Genomic DNA, 18,365 nt, shown 5'->3' with positions numbered 1-18,365 from the left:
GTCCAAGAACAGATCTTGGAACTTGTAGATGGCGTCCTTCGGCAGTCGTCCGAGAATTTCACGAAGGCGATCACGGCTCCGCGAGGACTCCTCTACAACGTCCCAGAACCAGTCGACGTCCGGACCCTCGTCGTGACGAACATCGTCAGCCACAGCCTCTCCCAATCTTGCAGACGAGCAGACCTACCGGTTGATCAGTCGGTAGTCACAGTTGAGGAGAACTCCTGATCACACAAATCCGGATGGTTCCATGTTTGCCGACGGCGGGCGCGTCCGTGTGGGGCATCGCCGCATCGAGCCAGGCTACCGTCGACCCGATTCGTCGGACATCAAGCGATAGATGGCGTACCCACCGAACGATGTGACCATGGCGACGCAGAGCACGAGCAGAATGTCGAAGAGAATGAGCATGCGTTCCTCCCTTGGGTGCGGTCGGCTCGATTCGTTCTCCGTTCGGAGAATTTCTCCGCACGGAGAAGAAAGTAGCACGGTATCTTCTCTGCGTGGAGAAGTCGACGCGGGAGGCAATTCTGGATGCCGGGCTCGAGCTGCTCGGAAGGGTGGGGTTTCGAGGCTGGTCGATGCGTGGCGTCGAGGATGAGGCGGGTGTGCCCCACGGCAGCGCGCGGCACTATTTCGCGAACCAGCGGGGCCTGGTGTTGGAGTTGGTGCACCATTTGCTCGGCGGCGACCTGCCTCGGCCAGGGGAGACGCCGCGGCAGCAGATCGCACGGTGGTTGGGGCCGGAGTCGAGCCGGACCCGGGCCCGTTACGAACTGATCGTCGCGTCCTTCCACGATGCCGAGCTCGCGGCGGAACTTGTGCTCGGCCGGGATCGATTTGTCGCCACGTTGACGGAACGCGGTATGGCTCCCGTCGACGCCGCCGAGCTGGTCGCGGGGCTGGACGGGCTCGTGCTGGATGCTCTGCTGCGGCGGAGGGTGCCGGAGACCGTGGATCCGGAGAGGATGATCGACCGGTTCGGTTCTTCGATGCGCCGAGCGGCGGGCTCGGAGAGTGTCGGTCAGCGCTCCAGGCAACCTGGAACATGACCTCCTCGCCCTCCTGCTCGGGAGGTCAGAGCGAGTTGTCGTAGCGGGTAGCCAGGGCTCGCCATTGCACGGTAGAAAGATCGTTCGACGACGTTGCGTCCCTTGTGCTTCTCGGCATCGAGCCAACGGACGGCCACCGCGCCCGCCTCGTCGGAGGCGATTGCGCTTCCGGTCGTCCGGTTCGGCAATCACCGCCTCGATGCCTCGTGATCGCAGATGAGCGTGGTTGGCCTTCGACTGTCGCGATCAGTGTCTAGAGCGTGCCGTTCTCGATGTCGCGTTGCATGGCCTGCTGGTTCGCGATGTGCGAGGACACGCCGTTCTGCACGGTGAAGTCGATCAGCGCCGCCGGCGCCGAGAACGTCAGGTGCTCGGTGACCGTGGTCGCGTCGCCGTCCTCTGCGAAGGTGACCTTCTGGTGGGTGATCACGCCGGGCATGTCCCAGGTATCGGTGCTGTACCAGTGGTCGGCGGCGTACACCCGCTGCTGCCCGACGGTGCGTCCCGGGATCGACACCGGACCTGCCGGGATGTCCTCGAGGGCGATGAACTCCCAGACGTCGGCGCCACCCTCGGTGTACTTGCGGCGATCGAGCACGCCCTTCAGGAACGGGTGCCGTCCGAAGCTGTTGGAGAAGTTCGAATACGCCGGGAACACGCGATCGATGGGCGCGTCGATGGTGACGGGCAGGTCGACGTTCACGGTCACCAGTGCCGGGCCGGCGTGGCTCTCCTCGAACTCATAGGCCGCCCACGAGGCCTCCCACTCCGCGTCCAGTGTGGACGAGGAACCCGAAACGGGTTCGGCCCCGGCAACTGCCGTACCCCCCAGCGTGATGCCGGTAGCCAGCACGCAGGCTGCGAGAATCTTGGGTGCCGAGCTTCCGGCCCGCCGGCCACGGAGCTGCTCAGGACGTTCGACCATTCGTGTTTCCCCACCCGTCGAGACCGTTGCCGCCCTTCGGCAACCGGGCGAATGATACGCCGCCCGTGCCTTCAAACGACCTCGTATGGGAGTCAGTCCCGCTGGACCGCGGAACGGCTGTGGCAGGTTGGTTGGTCCCCTGCGCGGCATCGGATATGAGCGCCGATCGATCACTCGCGACATGAGGCCTGTTTGCCGGTTGCCTGCACTCCCGCGTGATGGGCGCGGCGGCGTCCGCGTCCTTGGCGCAGCAGGTCGCTGAGCGCGATGTGAGCGACACGGCAACACTGTCGAAACCGGAACCGCCTCTCACCGCCTCACCACGCACGAACCGGCTCACTTGTCGAAGAGTGAGTTCCAGGGATGCGCATCGGCAGGCTCCCCCTTGCCTGCGATTATGGCGAGGAACTGGTCAAAGTCGTCCGCTAGCGGCACTGTCTCCTCGAACTCCGGCTCCTCGCCGAAGACCATCCTTCCGGCACCCTCGCCCGACGTCACAAGTGCGACATACGAATAACCGTCCTTCACCGACAACAGAACCGGAAGGTGGCGATCCCAGAAACGAACCACGGCCGACACCTGCGCGTCGGTTGTCGCGGCGCCCAAGCTCATAGTCTCGAACTCGTTCCACGCAAAAGCGTCATCCCCGACGCCCGAGTAGTCGCCCACGGACAGAAACCACACTGTCTCTTCCGCATTCGACAGGCTGCCAAAGGCAGACGACCACGCCAAGAATTCCGCTGGCACCACCTCATAACGAGACCCTGGAAGCACCACCTGCCGGTCGCCCACAGGCTTCCGCGCCCATCCAGCAGCACGCAAGGCTGCAACCCCGCTCGCAATCAGATCCGTCACCTCAAAAGCCTATTTCCCGCCGCCGTCCCTACCCAACTGCTGGGCCATGGGAGATGGGTCGACGGATGGATCCTCGCGGAGAGAGAGGAGTTCACCAATGGCGGATCATACTGCGCTGCACACGGATTGGTTAGGTCAACCCGTTGGTGATCACCCTTGAGGAGGGCTCCTGATCACACAAATCTGGATGTGTTCCAGCTTGTGCGCGACGGTGGGGTGAACCGTCCGAGCGACGTGTCAGGTCGGGGGATGGCCGTCGGCGTCGATGACGTCAGCGTCGTAGCGGTCGGGCAAGTCGAGCAGATCGGTGAGCATGCGGCGCCGCTGCCCGTCGAGCCACCGCACGGTGGCCACCCGGTCCCCGGCCGACGCCACGTCGCGGAACTCCCGCCAGTACGGCAGGTCCTCGTCGAAACCCCTGTGATGGGCGAGGACGTCGATCATCTTCTCGATGACCTCGACCGGATCGCCGGTGCCGTACAGCGCCCGCCACCCCGCCAACTGCGGCCACTGAAGCGCCGGAGCATGTCATTGTCTCGGAAGGGATCAGCGCGTCTACGTCGAGTGGCCCCTGCAGCGCTCTTGATTGATCGTTATCATTCTTGGGTGACCGATCATCTCGATGCTGGTATGCGCGATGCTGATGGGCAGTTGGCTCCCCGGCTCCTTGTGATTGCGCATGACGACTACCACGCGGCGTTTGTCGGGACCACTGCTGACGGCCGCCAGTTCTTTGTCACGACTCCGTTTGCCTGGGCGATCGATGACGCGTCCGGGGCGGAGTTCGCAGCCAGATACTTGTTCGATGCGGTTGGGGCGCTTGTGGATTCGACGATTGTTCCACTGGGAACCCGGACCGGGGATGGTTCGCTTCCCGGTAACGTCGCGCACTTCGACGAGCAGGCGAATGCCGTCGAGCGCCTGCTTTCGGCGATTCAACCCGTCTCGTTTTGCGACATCACCGTCGCCCCGTTCTCCGTCACGGCGCACGGGCACGAGTTCGGCTTAATCCTTAACGGACCGGATTCGGAGGACGACCATGAGTGGTACTGGAATGTCACGGTCGAACCGGGCGACTATATGGCCTTCTACGCCCCATGGGATGACGGAGTGTACGACACCTAGGGCGATCAACCGGGCGCACCAGCACGCGACGAGTCTGCCTCGCGACACAGGGGGCTCTGTCGAGTTGGGTTTCAACGAGACCAAGCAATGGCGCGGGCTCGCCACCCGCTACGACAAACTCGCCCTCACATACCGCGGCGGAGCCGTCCTCCGAGCCATCATGCTCTGGCTCACCGCAGTAGGAGACACGCCCTAAAGTCCCCTGAGCCCGAGCAGTCGACTCGCGAGGCGGGGTGGTCGATCCCCTCGCCCCCTCAGTCGATCTACGAGCTCAGGCGTGTGGGGTGGGAACGAGTCGAGGATCTCGGCGGGCCCGAACGCGATGGGTTCGCCTCGTTTCGCACGGTCTCGAGCAGCCGTCCAACCCGTGATGAGGAGATACCATCCCGCTTCCGCGACTACTGGCGAGTCTGAGGTCAAGACCGCTTCGATCTCCACGACGCCGTCGCTGAGCGAGGCGACATCCTCGACCGTCCGAGATATCACCACGATCTTCGCCGATGGATCGCTGTTCCAGACCGTCGCGTTGGCCCACCGCTTGAAGAGCTCGGTCTCCTTGCGTTCTCGGGCATCTTGACGCCACCAGAATGCGAGGAGCCCCGCCACGATGAGCCCCGTGGAGCCCCAGAGAACGAACTCGAACATGCCCACATCATAGGAATCCATACGCCCCTCTGGCCGAGGTCGGATCACCTCCTGGATTCGAATGGTCGATGATGGAGGTGGTTGTTGTGAACACAGCGCGGCGAGTCGCACACCGAGCCTCGCCTATTCACCACGGCGCAATTACCGCATGCGTCCTAGCCCCGCGGATCGGGATGACCGAGCAGCGTGCGCAGGATCGGTTCGGCGTGTGTCCACAAGACGGCCCCACCGATACCAGGCAATAAGTGGCGTACGGCTCCGGGGATGCGGGCGGTCAGCGACTCGCCGTGGTCGGGTGAGTGGCTGGTGTCCTGGTCGCCGTACCAGAGGTCCACGGGGACACGGATCGTCGCGAGGTCGAAGGTCCAGCGGCCCATCGCCAATACCGTGTCGCGGGCGTAGCCGGCGGGGCCCGGCGCGAACGCCTCGAGCATGCTGCCACGGTAGGAACGTTCGAAGGCGGGGTCCCGATAGACTGCGAGATCGGATGCGGGGCTGGAGTCGATCACCATCTGCCACAGGGCGTCCGCATCGAATGTCGCGAAGAGGCGCTCCGCGGCGTCAGGGTCTGAAGCGGTCAGTTCGACGAGATCGCACAGCGGCGCCGGTAGGCCATCGGCGAACCGCGGCGCCGCGACCTCGTCGCTGCCGGACACGATCGCGACCGCGGCGCAGACATCCGCCGCCGCGCATGCGAGCGCGAAGGGCGCGCCCTGAGAGTTGCCCACGATCGCCGGCCTGCCGAGCTCGCGCAGCGCGGCGAACTCGCCGACATCGGCCGCAAAGTGCCGAAATGTCTTACCAGGAAGTGGTGTTGACCGGCCGAGACCCGGACGGTCGAGCGAGATGATCCGCGCGTCGAGCGAATCGATGACGCCGGCGCCGAACCCGAGCGAGCTGGTGGTGGCGGCGCCCGGGCTCAGCAACACCGGAACCCCGTCCGGGCGGCCCCATTCGGCCCACCCGATCACTCGCCCGTCGGCGAGGCGCGATTCGCCCAGCCGGGCCGGCGCCGAGATATCTACAGACATGGTCGCGATCGTCGCCTGCAGCGCCGGGCTTCGCAAGGGGTTTTTGGTGCCGACTACTGTCGCGGAGCACCACCGGCCGGCCGGCGTGGATGGGCGCTGGATGCCCCGTCATTCGGCCTCGGAGGAGACGACGAGGAGAGGGCGGAAGAGAGGGAAGAGATGGGCCGCGGCTGCTGAGTCCACGACATCGGTCGGTCAGATGGAGTCAGCGTGGTTCGCTGATTCTACGAACCGCGACCAGAACGGCACCTTGGTGCCAAACGACCAGGTGTCCCTCGGTGCAGCCCCGATGCCGAGTTCGTTCCTGAGGTACTCGACCAGATCGGGGCCGTTGTTCGAGCACAGATATCGCAGCAAAGGCGACCCTGTTCATCGTGCCGGTGTGACACGTGCTTCCGCACCCAAACTGCCCAGCGATGACATCGGTAGGCCGCACCCACGCCGACGTTTTCGTCGAACCGGTGACCACCCCTACCGTTGTCCCGTTTCATGATCGTTATCGACGGCAACCAACGTCAGTCTTGTTGACGGCCGCGTTTGTCCCTCTGCGACGACGTTTCGCAGTCATTGCTGCTTGAGCTCAGGGTGGCGCCGGAGCAGTTCGCCCTCGACTCGGCGCAGCGAGGAGATCTCTGCGTTCATGTCGTCGAGCTGGCGCCGCGATCGGTCCAGGAGTGCCTCGAGTTCGCGGACTCGGAGCAGGACCTCCTCCCGCTCAACCAGTAGGCGAGCAACTTGATCCGCAGCAGGGTTCGTGCCCATTTGCCCATGATATAGCTGGCTTGGCGACCAGATCAGGTTCCAGGGCAAGGTGCTACCGACCATCGGCGACTGGACAAGATCACGGGACTCGACGAACCCGGCGGTACCCATGCAAATGCGCACCCGCAGCCACACACAGCCCGACCATTCGGGGGCGGTCGGATCATTCGCTGCGCGTGCATTGGTGAACCCAGACGGTGTTCATGGGTGAACACCCTGGTGTCGGGGAGGTCACCGTTCTTCGTCAGATGCCACTGGGCAGCCAGTTCCGGGTTCTGGGTCGCGAGCATGCCTGGAGCCTGCCTGTCCGGGACGACAAGGTGCGGCACACCGGTGTCACGTCGGATGCCGGCAACGGCGCCGCTGCCCGGTAGGGCATACCCGGYGGCGGCACGGCGCGTGGCCCGGGCTGCTGCTGCACCACGGACCGCGTCAGGGGGTACGCGATGCCACAATCAACGGGTGGACTTCGCCAGCGTCGCCGATGAGCTCTACGCGGTCGCCCCGTCCGACTTCGTCGCCGCTCGACGTACCGCGATTGCGAGTGCCAGGGACGCGGGCGACAAAGCGTTGGCGAAGGAACTGGCCGGCTTGCGGAAGCCAACGACAACCGGGTGGGCCCTCAACGTGCTCGTCCGGGCCGAGTCGGAGGGCGTCGAGCGTCTTCTCGACCTCGGGGCGGCGCTGCGCTCGGCGCAGCAGGCCTTACGTGGTGACGAGCTGCGGTCGCTGGCAACCCAACGCGCCGCGGCACTTTCGGCGCTGACGGACCGTGCGGCGGCCGCGGCGAGGGAACGCGGCCACGAGTTGTCCGAGACCGTGCTGCGGGAGGTTGGCCAGTCGCTGTCGGCGGCGCTCGCCGACCCCGACATCGGCGCCGACCTGCGGCGCGGCCGAATGCTTGGTGCGGTGTCCTACAGCGGATTCGGGCCCGCAGTGCTCGCCGCGGTGCCCGACACGGTTCCTGCACCGCCGCCGTCAGCCACCGCGCCGGCGGAGCGGCCGCCAGACGACAATCGCCAGGCGCAGGAAGAGGCCGGCGAAGAGGCGAGGCGGAACGCGCACGAAGCGGCGGTGCGGCGTCAAGCGCAGGCGGTCGCAGATGCAGTACGCGCGGCTCGTGAATCTGCGTCTGACCTCGACGTGGCAACCGAGCGGGCGGCGGAGGCAACTCGCAGGGTCGAGGAACTCCGGGACGAACTGATGCGAGCCGAGCAGGAGAGCCGGTTCGCAGACTCCGCACGCCACTCGGCTGAGGAGGCTGCCCAGCGCGCGGCCGCGGAGCTGACGCGAGCCAGGGAGCTCGCCGCCGAACTCGACACCTGATCGCGGCGGAGCGCTGCCGTCGCGCCGACCACCGCCCTGAGCGGCAGAAGCAGGGCTTCGGTTGCAGTGTCAGATTCCGACCATGGAGAGCGGCGGCCGTAGTCTCCCGGACGATCGTCTGGCTAGGGGCAGTGACCACCCAAGTCGCACCCAAATGTGTTGTACAGGACCCGCTGCCACAACTCGGGTATCGGCAAGGTCCACATCCACCCCTGGCCAAGCCAGTCACGTGGATACACAGGGCAACACCTCCCATGAGCATCCCGACCGCCAGGTCAGGGTAGCCCGTTTCGTCCCATTCCGAACCGACTTCCCGACTCGATCCGAGTCCGGGGAACTGCCGGTGTTCACCAGCTCCTCCAAGGCACCCGTCAGTATCGGCATTACCCCCCCATCCACCGGGGACATGGTCCACGTGAGGAATCCGAGACAGGCTACCGACAGAACGGGCTGCTGCCGGCACCACGCACGGGTACTGGCGGGCGACAGCAACATGTCGTCCCGCACGACCTTTCGAAACCCTGGGTTGACCGCAGCTTAGCGGCAAGAACATGTCGAGATCCCAGCCCCGGCTCCGTCCCAGCATCGAATCGACAAGACAACAGTTGGAGGATGGGATCCATGGCACACGTACAACGTTTCGACCACATCGGCATCACCGTCGCGGACCTCGACTTGGTAACGGCGTTCTTCGTCGGACTGGGTCTCGAGGTCGAGGGCACCGGATCCGTGGAGGGCGAGTTCGTGGAGACCGTCTGCGGCATCCCCGGCGCGCACTGTGAGATCGCAATGCTGCGGCCGCCCGGCGGAGGGTCCCGGCTGGAGCTCGCGACCTTCGTCACGCCCGACCACGTGCCCGGATCGCCAACGGCGATGGCCAACGAGCTTGGGCTGCGCAACGTGTCCTTCGAGGTCGGCGACCTCCAGGCGGCCGTCGACTCGGTGGCTGCGGACGGGTACGGGCTCATCGGCGGCATCGGCGAGTACGAGAACAGCGTGCGGATGGCCTACGTGCGTGGGCCCGAAGGGATCATCGTGTCCCTGTTCGAGCAGATCGGCTGACGCGCGTGCGCATTACCCACGTGTGTCAATCCGTCGCCATGGACGTGGCGGTAGCTCGACATCGTTAGCGTGCATAGCGAGAGGGGAGAGAGAAGTGGAGGGGTGTTCACCAATGGCGGTTCGTTCTGGGCTGCATGCGGATTGAGTAGGTTGACCAGTCGGTAATCACACCTAAGGAGGGCTCCAGATCACACAAATCTGGATGGTTTCCAGTTTGTGGCAGGAATGCGCGCGATCAGGTGTCCGACATGAGCAGCAGCGATCCACCTCAACTCAATTGCCCACTGGCCCCCCGCGGGCCGTGCCCGCGCACTCAGTGGACTGTCGCCACAGCTTGCTCCACATCTTGCGCAAGAAGGTAGTGGTTGAGCGCGATGGCGGCCTTTGACCCAGCGCCGGCAGCCGTGATCAGCTGAGCCGGCGAGTCGACGACATTGCCGGCAGCCCACACTCCGGGCACGCTGGTGAGCCCGGTCGGATCGGTTGCCGCCCAAGCGTCCTCGCCCGTGTCGCACCCCAGATCGGTGAGCAGGTCGTCATGTGGCACGAAGCGCGGGCCAACGAACACCGTTGACCGCGGCACGACCTGGCCGTCCGCAAGCTCGACACCGCACAGCTGCCCGTCCTCCATCACGATTCGTGTCACGTCTCCGTCGACGACGCGGATCCCGCGGGCGGTCAGTCGGGTGCGTTCTTCGGTGTCCAGGACGATCCGGTTCGGAAAGAAGGTCACGTCGGCGGACCATTGGCGCACCAGTGACGCCTGGTGGATTGTGAACGGCCTGTTGTCGCCGCCGAGCACTGCGATGGGCGTGTCCCGAACCTCGTACCCGTGGCAATAGGGGCAGTGCACGACGCCGACGCCCCACTGCTCGCGCAGGCCGGGGATCTCGGGCAATTCGTCGCGCAGTCCGGTGGCGACGATGACCCCACGCGTCGCTATGTCAGGTCCGCCGCTTCGACGCACGACGAACCGACGTTCACCGAGTTTCTCGATGGCCAGCACTCGGCCCTGCATCACCTCGCCGCCGTACCCAATCACTTCGGCCCGGCCGACGGCGAGCAGCTGCGCGGGGGACATTCCGTCCCGAGACAAGAAGCCGTGGACGTGTTCTGCCGGGGCGTTGCGGGGTTCACCGGCATCAACCACGGCCACCCGACGGCGAGCGCGGGCCAGTACCGTCGCAGCGCTCAGCCCTGCCGCACCGCCGCCGATCACCACTGCGTCGTACTCCACTGCGACTCCCCTCCAGCCCCTTGCCCATGCATGGCGCGAGCACGTCCACTACGTCCGACGATGTCGAACTTCCGCAACCTTCAAAGGCTTTCGATTCAGCCACTGCTGGCGAGGTTCGCGACCTCGGCCCCGCGATCGTCATGCATTGCCCTCCCGCTGGAGCCCCCGCCGGCCGTCGTGGCCCGCCGTCGGCGGAGGCGGTGGGCTACGCTGGGAACCTAACAGACTGTTTACTAGTTAACAAAGATGGTGGCGATGACTGACTCCACTCTTCGATCGCGCACCTGCGAGCTGTGGGGTGAGCACAACCCCACGCTGGATACCTCGCCGATGGTTGTTGTGGCGCAGCTCAAACGCATCTCCGCATTGCTCGAGCTCGCCGTCGAGCCCATCTACAACGGTGCGGAGCTCACCGTGGCCGAGGTGGAGCTTCTCGTCCCGCTTCGGTATGCCGACGAGACGGTCACCGCCATCCGCCTGGCGGAACTTCTCGGCATGTCCAGAGCGGGGGTCAGTAAGACCCTGGCCAAACTCGAGCGCCGGGGCTTGATCAGCCGCGCACCAAATCCCACAGACGGGCGCTCGGTGCTGATCAATCTGACGGACTCCGGGATGCGTGCAATCGACGACGTGTTCCCTCGCGAACTCGATGCTCACGCAAAGCTACTCGCCGGACTTGGACGCGATCGGGACGAGATCCTCGCCGCGCTGAACCGCCTGGCGGAGGCCATGGAATCACAGCTCAACGGGCCGCCGGCGTAGTTGGCTCGATGCCTGGTGGGTTGCCTGATGGACTTCTAAGGGCATTCAACGCTCGCAGTCCCGGGAGCATCGGACACGTCCGCTGCCAGCGAAAACTCTCCCGAAGGCAAGACCGTCCACGAGGTGCAATACCCCTTCAAGTGCCAGATCGCCAGACTCCTGTGGCGGACCATGTGCCGAGACCATCGTGAGTCGCCATTACTCTCAGAACGGCAATCGGCCTGAGTGGGCTGTATCCGATCCGGCGCTAATCGTCCGGAGCAGAGCGGGTATGGAGATTTTCCGACCAACGCTCAGACCAATCCCAGACTTGCTGCAAGGCCGCGCCGAGCTCCATGCCCGCGACGGTCAACTCATAGGTCTTATCGGCCCGCTTCTCGACCATCCCGGCGTTCTGCAGTTGCTGCAGCCGCTCCGAAAGCACGCTCGAAGAGCACCTTCCCATCCGTCGTCGTAGTTCGAGAAAGCCCAACGGGCCGGGCTCGAGCTCCCAGACTGCACGCAAGATCCATCGCTGCCCAAGGAGCTCCATCGCTGCAATTGTCGGTTGTGCGGAGGGCTCGCTCAGCTGTCGGGACCGTTCCGGTTCTCTTGCACTTCTCATTTCGAACCATCATAGTGATTCGAAATTAGAAGCGTTTGGGGATTGAGGAGGGGGCGTCATGAGCGAGGTCGTGGATCTTGATGATCGACGGGTCGTACTGGTCACGGGGGCATCGCGCGGGATTGGCGCAGAGACCGCGCAGGTGCTCGGGGCGGATGGCGATCATGTGATCATCAACTATCGAGAGAAGTTGAAGCGTGCGCAGGCGATCGCAGACGGCATCGCTCAAGCAGGAGGGACCGCATCGGTCGCCGGCGGCGATCTGTCCGACGAAGTGGCTGCAAATCGCTTGATCGCCGAGGTGGCCAAGGAGTTCGGGCGCCTGGATGTGCTGGTCCTGAACGCGTCCGGTGGGCTCGAACTCGGTGCGGGCCCGGACTATCCGATGAAGATCAACCGTGACGCGCAGCTCAGGCTCGTCCAGCTGGCGTTGCCGCTCATGCCATCTGGGTCTCGGATCGTGTTCGTCACCAGCCATCAGGCGCATTTCCACGGCCGCAAGCCTGTGCCGGCGGAGTATGAACCCATCGCGGAGAGCAAGCGCGCAGGAGAAGACGCATTGCGGAACCTGATCCCGCTGCTCTCCGATCGCGGAATCGAGCTCACCGTTGTGTCGGGCGACATGATCGACGGCACGATCATCGTGCGACTACTCGAACGCCGGAACAGCGACGCCGTCGAGGCGCGTCGTGACCAAGGGCCGCTGCCGACGGTCGAGGAGTTCGCCCACGCGGTCGCCGATGCCACTCGCAGCGACAACGCTACGGGTCACACGGTCTACGTCGGCGGACTGGACTACCTCTCGACGCCAACTGCCTAACCTGCTGGCGTCCAGCGATCGGCAGCCGTACGCGGGATGGTGCGGGACGGTGCTTGGAGACGTGAGAGAGGAGAGATGGTGGGCGGTCCGGGCGGATGGAGTGAGACGGGCACGGGCGCGAGGGCGGAGTTGAGTGACGCGAGGGGTGTTCACCAATGGCGGGTGGCGGTGGGCGTCATGCGGATTGACTAGGTTGGCCGGTTGGTAATCACACTTCGGGAAGGCTCCAAATCACACAGATCTGGATCAGTTCCAGTGATGGCTGGCGCGTGACCCACGGACCAGTCGCCCTGCCTCATCCGTGCCGCGCCTCCGTGCTCTACGACGTGGGGTGGGGGATGGCAGCAAAACCGCAGTGCAATACACGTGATCCGGAGATACCCCAGCTGCGCGAATGACAGTCGGGGTGTCGCCGGCGCATGGTCGCGCGTAAGGCTTCAGGATCTGCACGTCTTCCTCTGACATCTGATCCAGGCGTCTTCGCCTCCGAGCTCGTCGATCAGAGTTCCCCGCAGCCGCGGCAGGGCACGCCTGCGCGGTATTCCTCGAATGTCAGGTGGGTGAATCGTTGGTGGCTGGCGGCATGACGAACAGTCGCTGCTACTCGCTGTTCGCCGTCTTCGGCGTCGTCCTCATATCTGCCCCGACCGCAGCCGCGCGACGGCACACGGGGCCTGGCCCTGTTCGCATGGTGGGGTAGCGGGCTCTGAGGCCCCGCCTAGGATCGGGGCGGATTTGGACTACCCGTCGGTTCAGTCGCGCCGGTGGGCGACGAAAGGGGCCAGGCGGGGCCCGCCTTCTTCCGCGTTCCACCGGCCGATCATTCAACGCACTCGCGCATCGCTTCGATCGGGCCGGCCGCACGGGACACCGCCGGGGCAGTCCCCATCGGCCAGGTCCGCCATCGTCTCTAGAAGCACTACGAATAGAGAAATTCGTTAGCCTTGCAATCCACATCGACCCACCCGAGGATAGGGTTAAACACCAAGCGGCCCAGTCGAATCAAGAAAGATCGGGGTAGTGAGGCCGAAGTACACGTGAGGTATTCGACCCGCTATATTCCCCGGATGTTGAAAGTGCGCCTCGGTATCCGCGCTCGGATCCTGGCCATCGCATTGGTTCCAAGCCTGGCGTTGCTCGGGATCGGTGTAGGCACAGCGGGATACCTGATACGTGAGGGCCGACAGTCCGAACAATGGGCGGCAGCGAACGGAGATGCCGTGAGCCACGCTCGCGACGTGGTTGCCGGGGTAGAACAGGAACGGATGCTGTCGCTGTGGCATCTGTCCGGTGAACAGAGCGATCCGGCCGCGCTCGGCGCAGCACGGAACAGGCTCGACGCCGCGTTCGAGGCGCTGGCCCCCTACGAATCAAGGCTGCAGAGCGTGTCGGAGGGCACCATGGGTGCCGACACTGGCGGATTCGACACCTTGATAGCTCGCCTGCCCCAGATTCGCGGTCTGATCGATGCAGGAAGAATGTCGATCGACGACACATACGCCCTCTACAACAGCATTCTCGACGCAGTTGCGCTCGGCACCAACCTCATCACCTCCAAGGCGCCCGACGCCCAGGTCGGCGTCACGCTCCTCAATGGCGTGCGCGTCCTGCACGCGATGGAGGGAATGTCACGTTCCGCCGCGCTCACCGCTGCCGAACTACAGGGGCAGCTCAGCAGCAGTCCACTGCGTAACGACTATCGAAATCTGGTCGGGTTCTACCGGACCGTACTTCCGCAGCTCGCCGCCGACCTGGGCGCTGATCCAGCAGCTGAGAAGATCCGGGCAGCACTGGCCTCTCCCGGCTGGCAGCAGGTGGCCGCGATGGAGGACTACCTCATCAATCCGCCGGAGCCGGACAAGAACGGTGACGTCCCGGCGCCGCCAATGACCTTCGCCGAGTGGCGCACCGCGCAGGAACAGCTGTCTGAAGGCGTGATCGGCGCATGGAAGGGCCTGAACGCCCATGCGAACCAGATCGCTGCCGACGAGGGCAAACGCACCGCGGCGAACTCACTGTGGGCGGGTGCCGCCGTGCTCGCGCTTGCGCTCGTGGCGTTCCTGCTGTCGCTATGGCTGGCCAACCGACTGATCGGGCGGCTCAAGCGCCTACGCAAGGAAACGCTGGACCTGGCGGAGGTCGAACTGCCTGAAACCATGCGCAAGCTGGGCGCGGGCGAGCAAATCGATCCCGAAGCTGCGCACCTGGACTTCGGTGACGACGAAATCGGCTCGGTGGCACAGGCCTTCAACCGTGCACACACAGCGGCCGTTTCCGCCGCGGTCACCGAGGCCCGCACCCGCGAGGGCGTGCGCGCGGTGTTCCTCAACATCGCCCACCGAAGCCAGATGGTGGTGCACCGGCAACTCGAGGTCCTGGACGAGGCCGAACAAAGCCAAGAGGATCCCGCCCTGCTGGAGACATTCTTCCGACTCGACCACCTGGCGACCCGCGAACGCCGCAACGCCGAGAACCTCATCATCCTCGGTGGCGGCGAGCCTGGCCGCCAGTGGCGGAGTCCGGTGCCACTGTCCGATCTGGTGCGTAGCGCGATCGGCGAGAGCCTCGACTACACGCGGGTGCACACCCGCCGCATGCCTCAGGTGTTCATCGTCGGCAACGTGGTCGCCGACCTCATCCACCTGATCGCCGAACTGGTCGACAACGCGACGGCGTTCTCCCCGCCGCAGTCGCGCGTCGAGGTGAGCGGCAACGTGGTCGGCAAGGGGGTCGCGATCGAGATCACTGATCAGGGCATGGGAATGTCCACCGAAGAACTCGACCGCGTCAACGAGATGCTGCGCAATCCACCGGATTTCGGTGTCGACACGCTCTCGGCGACTTCACGTCTGGGCTTGTTCATCGTTTCGCAGCTGGGTGTACGGCACGGAATCTCTGTGCAGCTAACCGAATCCGAGTACGGCGGCATTCGTGCCATCGTGCTGGTGCCGAACTCGGTGGTCGCCGCCGATGCGACACCCATGGCTGGCCATGTGCCAGATCGGTTCGCCGGACGTCGGCCCGAAGGGCGGATAGCCAGCGCGATCCCGGAACCCAATTCCGCCGAATCTGTCTCGGCTGCAGTGGGTGTCGCGACGTTGGCGCCCCCGACTCCAGTGCCTCCCGCCGAACAGCCGGTGCAGTCGGTGGCCCCGCCGCAGGCGTGGGCGAACGTCGAGTACATCGATAGCGCGCCACACGCCGAGTACACAGAACATTCTGTGGCAACCCCGTGGCACGAGCCGCCGACCCCCGCTGTCGAATCGGAGTCCCTCACCCCGCAACCGTTGCCCGACAACGGCGGTGGCGTTCGCCCAAGCCTGCCTCGCCGTCGCCGGCAGGCCAGTCTGGCACCGGAGCTGGCGCACGATCCTCAGCTCGAGGTGGAAGCGCAGCAGCCGTCACGGTCGGCGGAGCAAGCGCGAGATCTGATGTCCGCCATCGCGTACGGTACCCAGCAGGCTCGGCATTCGGAATCCCCGCCCGGGTATACAACCAGGGACGAAATGGAAGGTGAAGGAAGGTGAAGGTGACGACTTCTAACTCAGGTGACCTGAACTGGCTTCTCGACGATCTAGTCAATCGTCTTGCCGGGGTGCGCTACGCAGTCGTGCTTTCCACCGATGGGCTGCTGCTGGGCCGATCCACGTCCATGAGCCGTGAGGACGCCGAGCACTTCGGTGCCATGTCGGCCACTTTGTACGGGCTGGCACGCAGCGCGGGACATCGCTTTCAAGGCGGCAGCGTTCGCCAAGCCGTCATCGAACTTGAGAATGCGGTGATGTTCGTGACGGCGGCCGGAAGCAACGCATGTATCGCATTGCAAGCCAACGACACCGCGAATCTGGGTATGGTCGCGTATGAAATGAACATGACTGTGCAGCGTGTCGGTAGCTATCTGTCTGCCAATCCTCGTAACGGTGTGGCCGAGCATGGAGCGTAGATTGCCGTGACACGTATAGGTCAACCGTGGTTCGACGATGCGGCCGGTCCTCTGGTCCGCCCGTACGCCGTCACGCGGGGCCGCACGATGGGTGCGGGACACGATCTCGACATGCTCACGCTCGTAGTGACCGTGTCCCCCGCTCCGCGGCTGCAGCACATCGAAACGGAGTACGCAGAGATCGTTCAGCTGTGCTGTACTGCGCAGTCGGTGGCCGAGGTCTCGGCGCACCTGAATCTGCCTCTGGCGGTAACCAAAATCCTGGTCGGTGATCTCATCGCCGAGGGAATGCTGAACTTCCGGGCTCCCGCCAGCAGCGACTCCTACAACGACATTGCCGGGATCGGCGACCTGAACATTCTGCAAGCAGTACTCGATGGAATCCGAAAGCTGTAGACAACTATGCATGACAATGCGTCCTCAGCCGACCTGGCTGCTTCGGTCAAAATCCTCGTAGCCGGCGGCTTCGGAGTCGGTAAGACCACGATGGTGTCCTCCGTCAGCGAGATCGCACCACTACGTACCGAGGAAACGATTACCGAATTGTCCACCGGCATCGACGATTTGTCGGGCGTGGAGGGTAAGACCACGACCACCGTGGCCCTGGACTTCGGTCGTATCACCATCGATGAAAGCCTAGTTCTGTACCTGTTCGGCACGCCTGGACAGGACCGATTTTGGTTCCTTTGGGACGAACTGGTGCGCGGGGCCCTCGGCGCCGTCGTTCTCGCAGACACCCGTCGGTTGGAGAACTCGTTCGCCGCCATCGACTTCTTCGAACGGCGCGGAGTCTCGTTCACGATCGCGGTGAACTGCTTTGACAGCGCCGAGGCCTACACAACTGACGAGGTTCGCGAGGCACTCGACCTCGACACCAGAACCCCCATCGTGCTTTGTGACGCTCGTGATCGCGATTCGTGCAAGTCTGTACTGATAACGCTCGTCGAACACCTCATCGCCCAGACCAGCAGCTCAGTGGCCTGAGCAACGCAACGTTCGTCGTCGCGGCCGGATCAGTCTCCGGACTCACCGGGGCGGTTCACCTCGACAGATCGGTGCAGTGACTTGGTCCCAGCGCGATCTGGCGCTGGACGTGCCAGTCTCGGATCCCCGTCTGTGGGATCCAGTCCGCACGAAGTTCGAGTGCCTCCTCGCATCTCTCTCCGGCGACCGATGGACATTGCGCTTCCATTCTGTGTCTGCACCACCCGAGGAAACCGCTGAGTACGGATATCGAGGGACTCGGCGGGCTGTCTTGGTCAGTGGCGGTGCCGACTCCGCGGTGGGTGCGCTTCTGTCGCGCACGGAGCTGGGTGCCGCACCACAGCTGCTCGTGTCACATGTGGGCATGACGAACATCGCACAGGTGCAGAACTGACACTGCGGTACTGGCACCTCGAACGCAACCTGCCGGACCCCTGGGGACAGGTCCTCGGGGGATGCCGATCCGCGGCACGCCTCTTCACGGCGGCGAGGTTCTCGCCGAGGGGCCTCACGTCGGGCGAGGGCCGACGGGAACGGCCTCTGGCGACCACGCTCCGCACTGGGACCAAAGGCCCCAGGGGAGGGTCGTGAGTCACTTGCCGAAAGCTGGCCATTGAGGCGTGAATTCGGGGGTGGGTGTACCGAGAAGCGCCCACCCAAGTTCTGCAGACGGCTGGTCGTCGACGTAGATCCGAAAATTCGGCCCGAAATGCCAGTGATTCTGTCACTGGCGGGTTGATAGGTGAGCCCGATCGAGGCTGATGGGTGAACACCCTATGGATGGATGGAGGGGTGTTCGCCTATGTCGGTTCATCCTGGGCTGCATGCGGATTGGATAGGTTGACTAGTCGGTAGTCACACTTGGGGACGGCTCCAGATCACACAAATCTGGATGGGTCCAGAGTGCGGGCCACTCGTCTTGTCACCACTGAATGCAGCAGTCCCCGACGATACCTCGCGTGGGCGGCTCGGATCGGATGGCCTAAAACTTGTCGAGGGTGCCCGACCGAGTATCTCCGTCACACCCTGCTCCAGGGCTGCATGGGGGCGGAGGCCACCTTCGGGCGGGCGCCCGACCGGTCGGGTGTCGCTCCGCGCCGCCCGGCCGCACACACGCCACCAATGAAGACACCCCGTCGCTGAGTTCGGATGTGTGAACACTGGGAGCGACGGGGTGCCGGAGCATTCCCCTACCAAAAGGCATGCACGCCTACTGTGTCCGAACGGGGGAG

19 protein-coding genes are annotated in these 18,365 nt (G+C 64.5%); 11 read left to right on the top strand and 8 right to left on the bottom strand.

The window, feature by feature from the left end; all coding sequences use genetic code 11:
- Positions 1-503 precede the first annotated feature (503 nt).
- The gene (locus AC1DU4_RS09345) at positions 504-1,052 is read left to right on the top strand and encodes a TetR/AcrR family transcriptional regulator (RefSeq protein ID WP_477839167.1); all 549 of its coding nucleotides are present in this window, start codon (positions 504-506) and stop codon (positions 1,050-1,052) included.
- Between the two features lie 253 nt (positions 1,053-1,305).
- Here the strand turns inward: AC1DU4_RS09345 and AC1DU4_RS09340 are convergent, their stop codons facing one another.
- From AC1DU4_RS09340 to AC1DU4_RS09330, 3 genes are all read right to left on the bottom strand, one after another.
- On the bottom strand, positions 1,306-1,977 hold the full coding sequence (locus AC1DU4_RS09340; protein WP_477839165.1) for a hypothetical protein: 672 nt from the start codon (positions 1,975-1,977) through the stop codon (positions 1,306-1,308).
- 336 nt (positions 1,978-2,313) lie between these two features.
- Positions 2,314-2,832 (bottom strand): hypothetical protein, encoded by a 519-nt coding sequence (locus AC1DU4_RS09335; protein WP_477839164.1) that lies wholly within the window; start codon positions 2,830-2,832, stop codon positions 2,314-2,316.
- 237 nt (positions 2,833-3,069) lie between these two features.
- Positions 3,070-3,333, bottom strand: a complete 264-nt coding sequence (locus AC1DU4_RS09330; RefSeq protein ID WP_477839162.1) for a hypothetical protein — start codon at positions 3,331-3,333, stop codon at positions 3,070-3,072.
- Between the two features lie 105 nt (positions 3,334-3,438).
- Between AC1DU4_RS09330 and AC1DU4_RS09325 the strand changes: the two genes are divergently transcribed.
- On the top strand, positions 3,439-3,957 hold the full coding sequence (locus AC1DU4_RS09325) for a hypothetical protein (RefSeq protein ID WP_477839160.1): 519 nt from the start codon (positions 3,439-3,441) through the stop codon (positions 3,955-3,957).
- Positions 3,958-4,149: 192 nt separating this feature from the next.
- Here AC1DU4_RS09325 and AC1DU4_RS09320 read toward each other — a convergent pair whose 3' ends face one another.
- The 3 genes from AC1DU4_RS09320 to AC1DU4_RS09310 form a co-directional block, all read right to left on the bottom strand.
- The gene (locus tag AC1DU4_RS09320; protein WP_477839158.1) at positions 4,150-4,602 is read right to left on the bottom strand and encodes a hypothetical protein; all 453 of its coding nucleotides are present in this window, start codon (positions 4,600-4,602) and stop codon (positions 4,150-4,152) included.
- A gap of 155 nt (positions 4,603-4,757) precedes the next feature.
- Positions 4,758-5,669 carry an alpha/beta fold hydrolase gene (locus AC1DU4_RS09315; protein WP_477839156.1) on the bottom strand — a complete coding sequence of 304 codons (912 nt, stop codon included), beginning with the start codon at positions 5,667-5,669 and terminating at the stop codon, positions 4,758-4,760.
- A gap of 528 nt (positions 5,670-6,197) precedes the next feature.
- Positions 6,198-6,395, bottom strand: coding sequence for a hypothetical protein (locus AC1DU4_RS09310; RefSeq protein ID WP_477839154.1), 198 nt, complete (start codon positions 6,393-6,395; stop codon positions 6,198-6,200).
- Between the two features lie 203 nt (positions 6,396-6,598).
- On the opposite strand from AC1DU4_RS09310, the gene AC1DU4_RS09305 reads away from it, so the two are divergent.
- The 3 genes from AC1DU4_RS09305 to AC1DU4_RS09295 all read left to right on the top strand — a co-directional run bounded on the left by AC1DU4_RS09305 (position 6,599) and on the right by AC1DU4_RS09295 (position 8,783).
- Positions 6,599-6,769, top strand: a complete 171-nt coding sequence (locus tag AC1DU4_RS09305) for a hypothetical protein (protein ID WP_477839152.1) — start codon at positions 6,599-6,601, stop codon at positions 6,767-6,769.
- A gap of 88 nt (positions 6,770-6,857) precedes the next feature.
- Positions 6,858-7,721 (top strand): hypothetical protein, encoded by an 864-nt coding sequence (locus tag AC1DU4_RS09300; RefSeq protein ID WP_477839150.1) that lies wholly within the window; start codon positions 6,858-6,860, stop codon positions 7,719-7,721.
- Between the two features lie 621 nt (positions 7,722-8,342).
- Positions 8,343-8,783, top strand: a complete 441-nt coding sequence (locus AC1DU4_RS09295; RefSeq protein WP_477839149.1) for a VOC family protein — start codon at positions 8,343-8,345, stop codon at positions 8,781-8,783.
- Between the two features lie 313 nt (positions 8,784-9,096).
- Here AC1DU4_RS09295 and AC1DU4_RS09290 read toward each other — a convergent pair whose 3' ends face one another.
- Positions 9,097-10,020 carry an NAD(P)/FAD-dependent oxidoreductase gene (locus AC1DU4_RS09290; RefSeq protein ID WP_477839147.1) on the bottom strand — a complete coding sequence of 308 codons (924 nt, stop codon included), beginning with the start codon at positions 10,018-10,020 and terminating at the stop codon, positions 9,097-9,099.
- A gap of 255 nt (positions 10,021-10,275) precedes the next feature.
- On the opposite strand from AC1DU4_RS09290, the gene AC1DU4_RS09285 reads away from it, so the two are divergent.
- A complete protein-coding gene (locus tag AC1DU4_RS09285) occupies positions 10,276-10,782 on the top strand; it encodes a MarR family winged helix-turn-helix transcriptional regulator (RefSeq protein WP_477839145.1) in 507 nt (168 codons plus the stop codon).
- Positions 10,783-11,029: 247 nt separating this feature from the next.
- Here the strand turns inward: AC1DU4_RS09285 and AC1DU4_RS09280 are convergent, their stop codons facing one another.
- Positions 11,030-11,314 carry a winged helix-turn-helix transcriptional regulator gene (locus tag AC1DU4_RS09280; protein WP_477839143.1) on the bottom strand — a complete coding sequence of 95 codons (285 nt, stop codon included), beginning with the start codon at positions 11,312-11,314 and terminating at the stop codon, positions 11,030-11,032.
- A 130-nt stretch (positions 11,315-11,444) separates the two neighbouring features.
- Between AC1DU4_RS09280 and AC1DU4_RS09275 the strand changes: the two genes are divergently transcribed.
- The 5 genes from AC1DU4_RS09275 to AC1DU4_RS09255 all read left to right on the top strand — a co-directional run bounded on the left by AC1DU4_RS09275 (position 11,445) and on the right by AC1DU4_RS09255 (position 17,133).
- Complete coding sequence (locus tag AC1DU4_RS09275) at positions 11,445-12,206, top strand: SDR family oxidoreductase (protein WP_477839141.1); 762 nt, start codon at positions 11,445-11,447, stop codon at positions 12,204-12,206.
- Positions 12,207-13,273: 1,067 nt separating this feature from the next.
- A complete protein-coding gene (locus AC1DU4_RS09270) occupies positions 13,274-15,733 on the top strand; it encodes a sensor histidine kinase (RefSeq protein WP_477839139.1) in 2,460 nt (819 codons plus the stop codon).
- Between the two features lie 2 nt (positions 15,734-15,735).
- Positions 15,736-16,149, top strand: a complete 414-nt coding sequence (locus AC1DU4_RS09265) for a roadblock/LC7 domain-containing protein (RefSeq protein WP_477839173.1) — start codon at positions 15,736-15,738, stop codon at positions 16,147-16,149.
- Positions 16,150-16,155: 6 nt separating this feature from the next.
- Positions 16,156-16,545 carry a DUF742 domain-containing protein gene (locus AC1DU4_RS09260; protein ID WP_072847197.1) on the top strand — a complete coding sequence of 130 codons (390 nt, stop codon included), beginning with the start codon at positions 16,156-16,158 and terminating at the stop codon, positions 16,543-16,545.
- Between the two features lie 6 nt (positions 16,546-16,551).
- Entirely contained in the window at positions 16,552-17,133 is a 582-nt protein-coding gene (locus AC1DU4_RS09255; protein WP_477839137.1) for a GTP-binding protein, read from the top strand.
- The last annotated feature ends 1,232 nt before the right edge of the window (positions 17,134-18,365 follow it).

The sequence above is a fragment of the Rhodococcus sp. P4_F5 genome (assembly GCF_056401315.1).
This window is presented reverse-complemented; position numbering and strand designations above follow the sequence as displayed.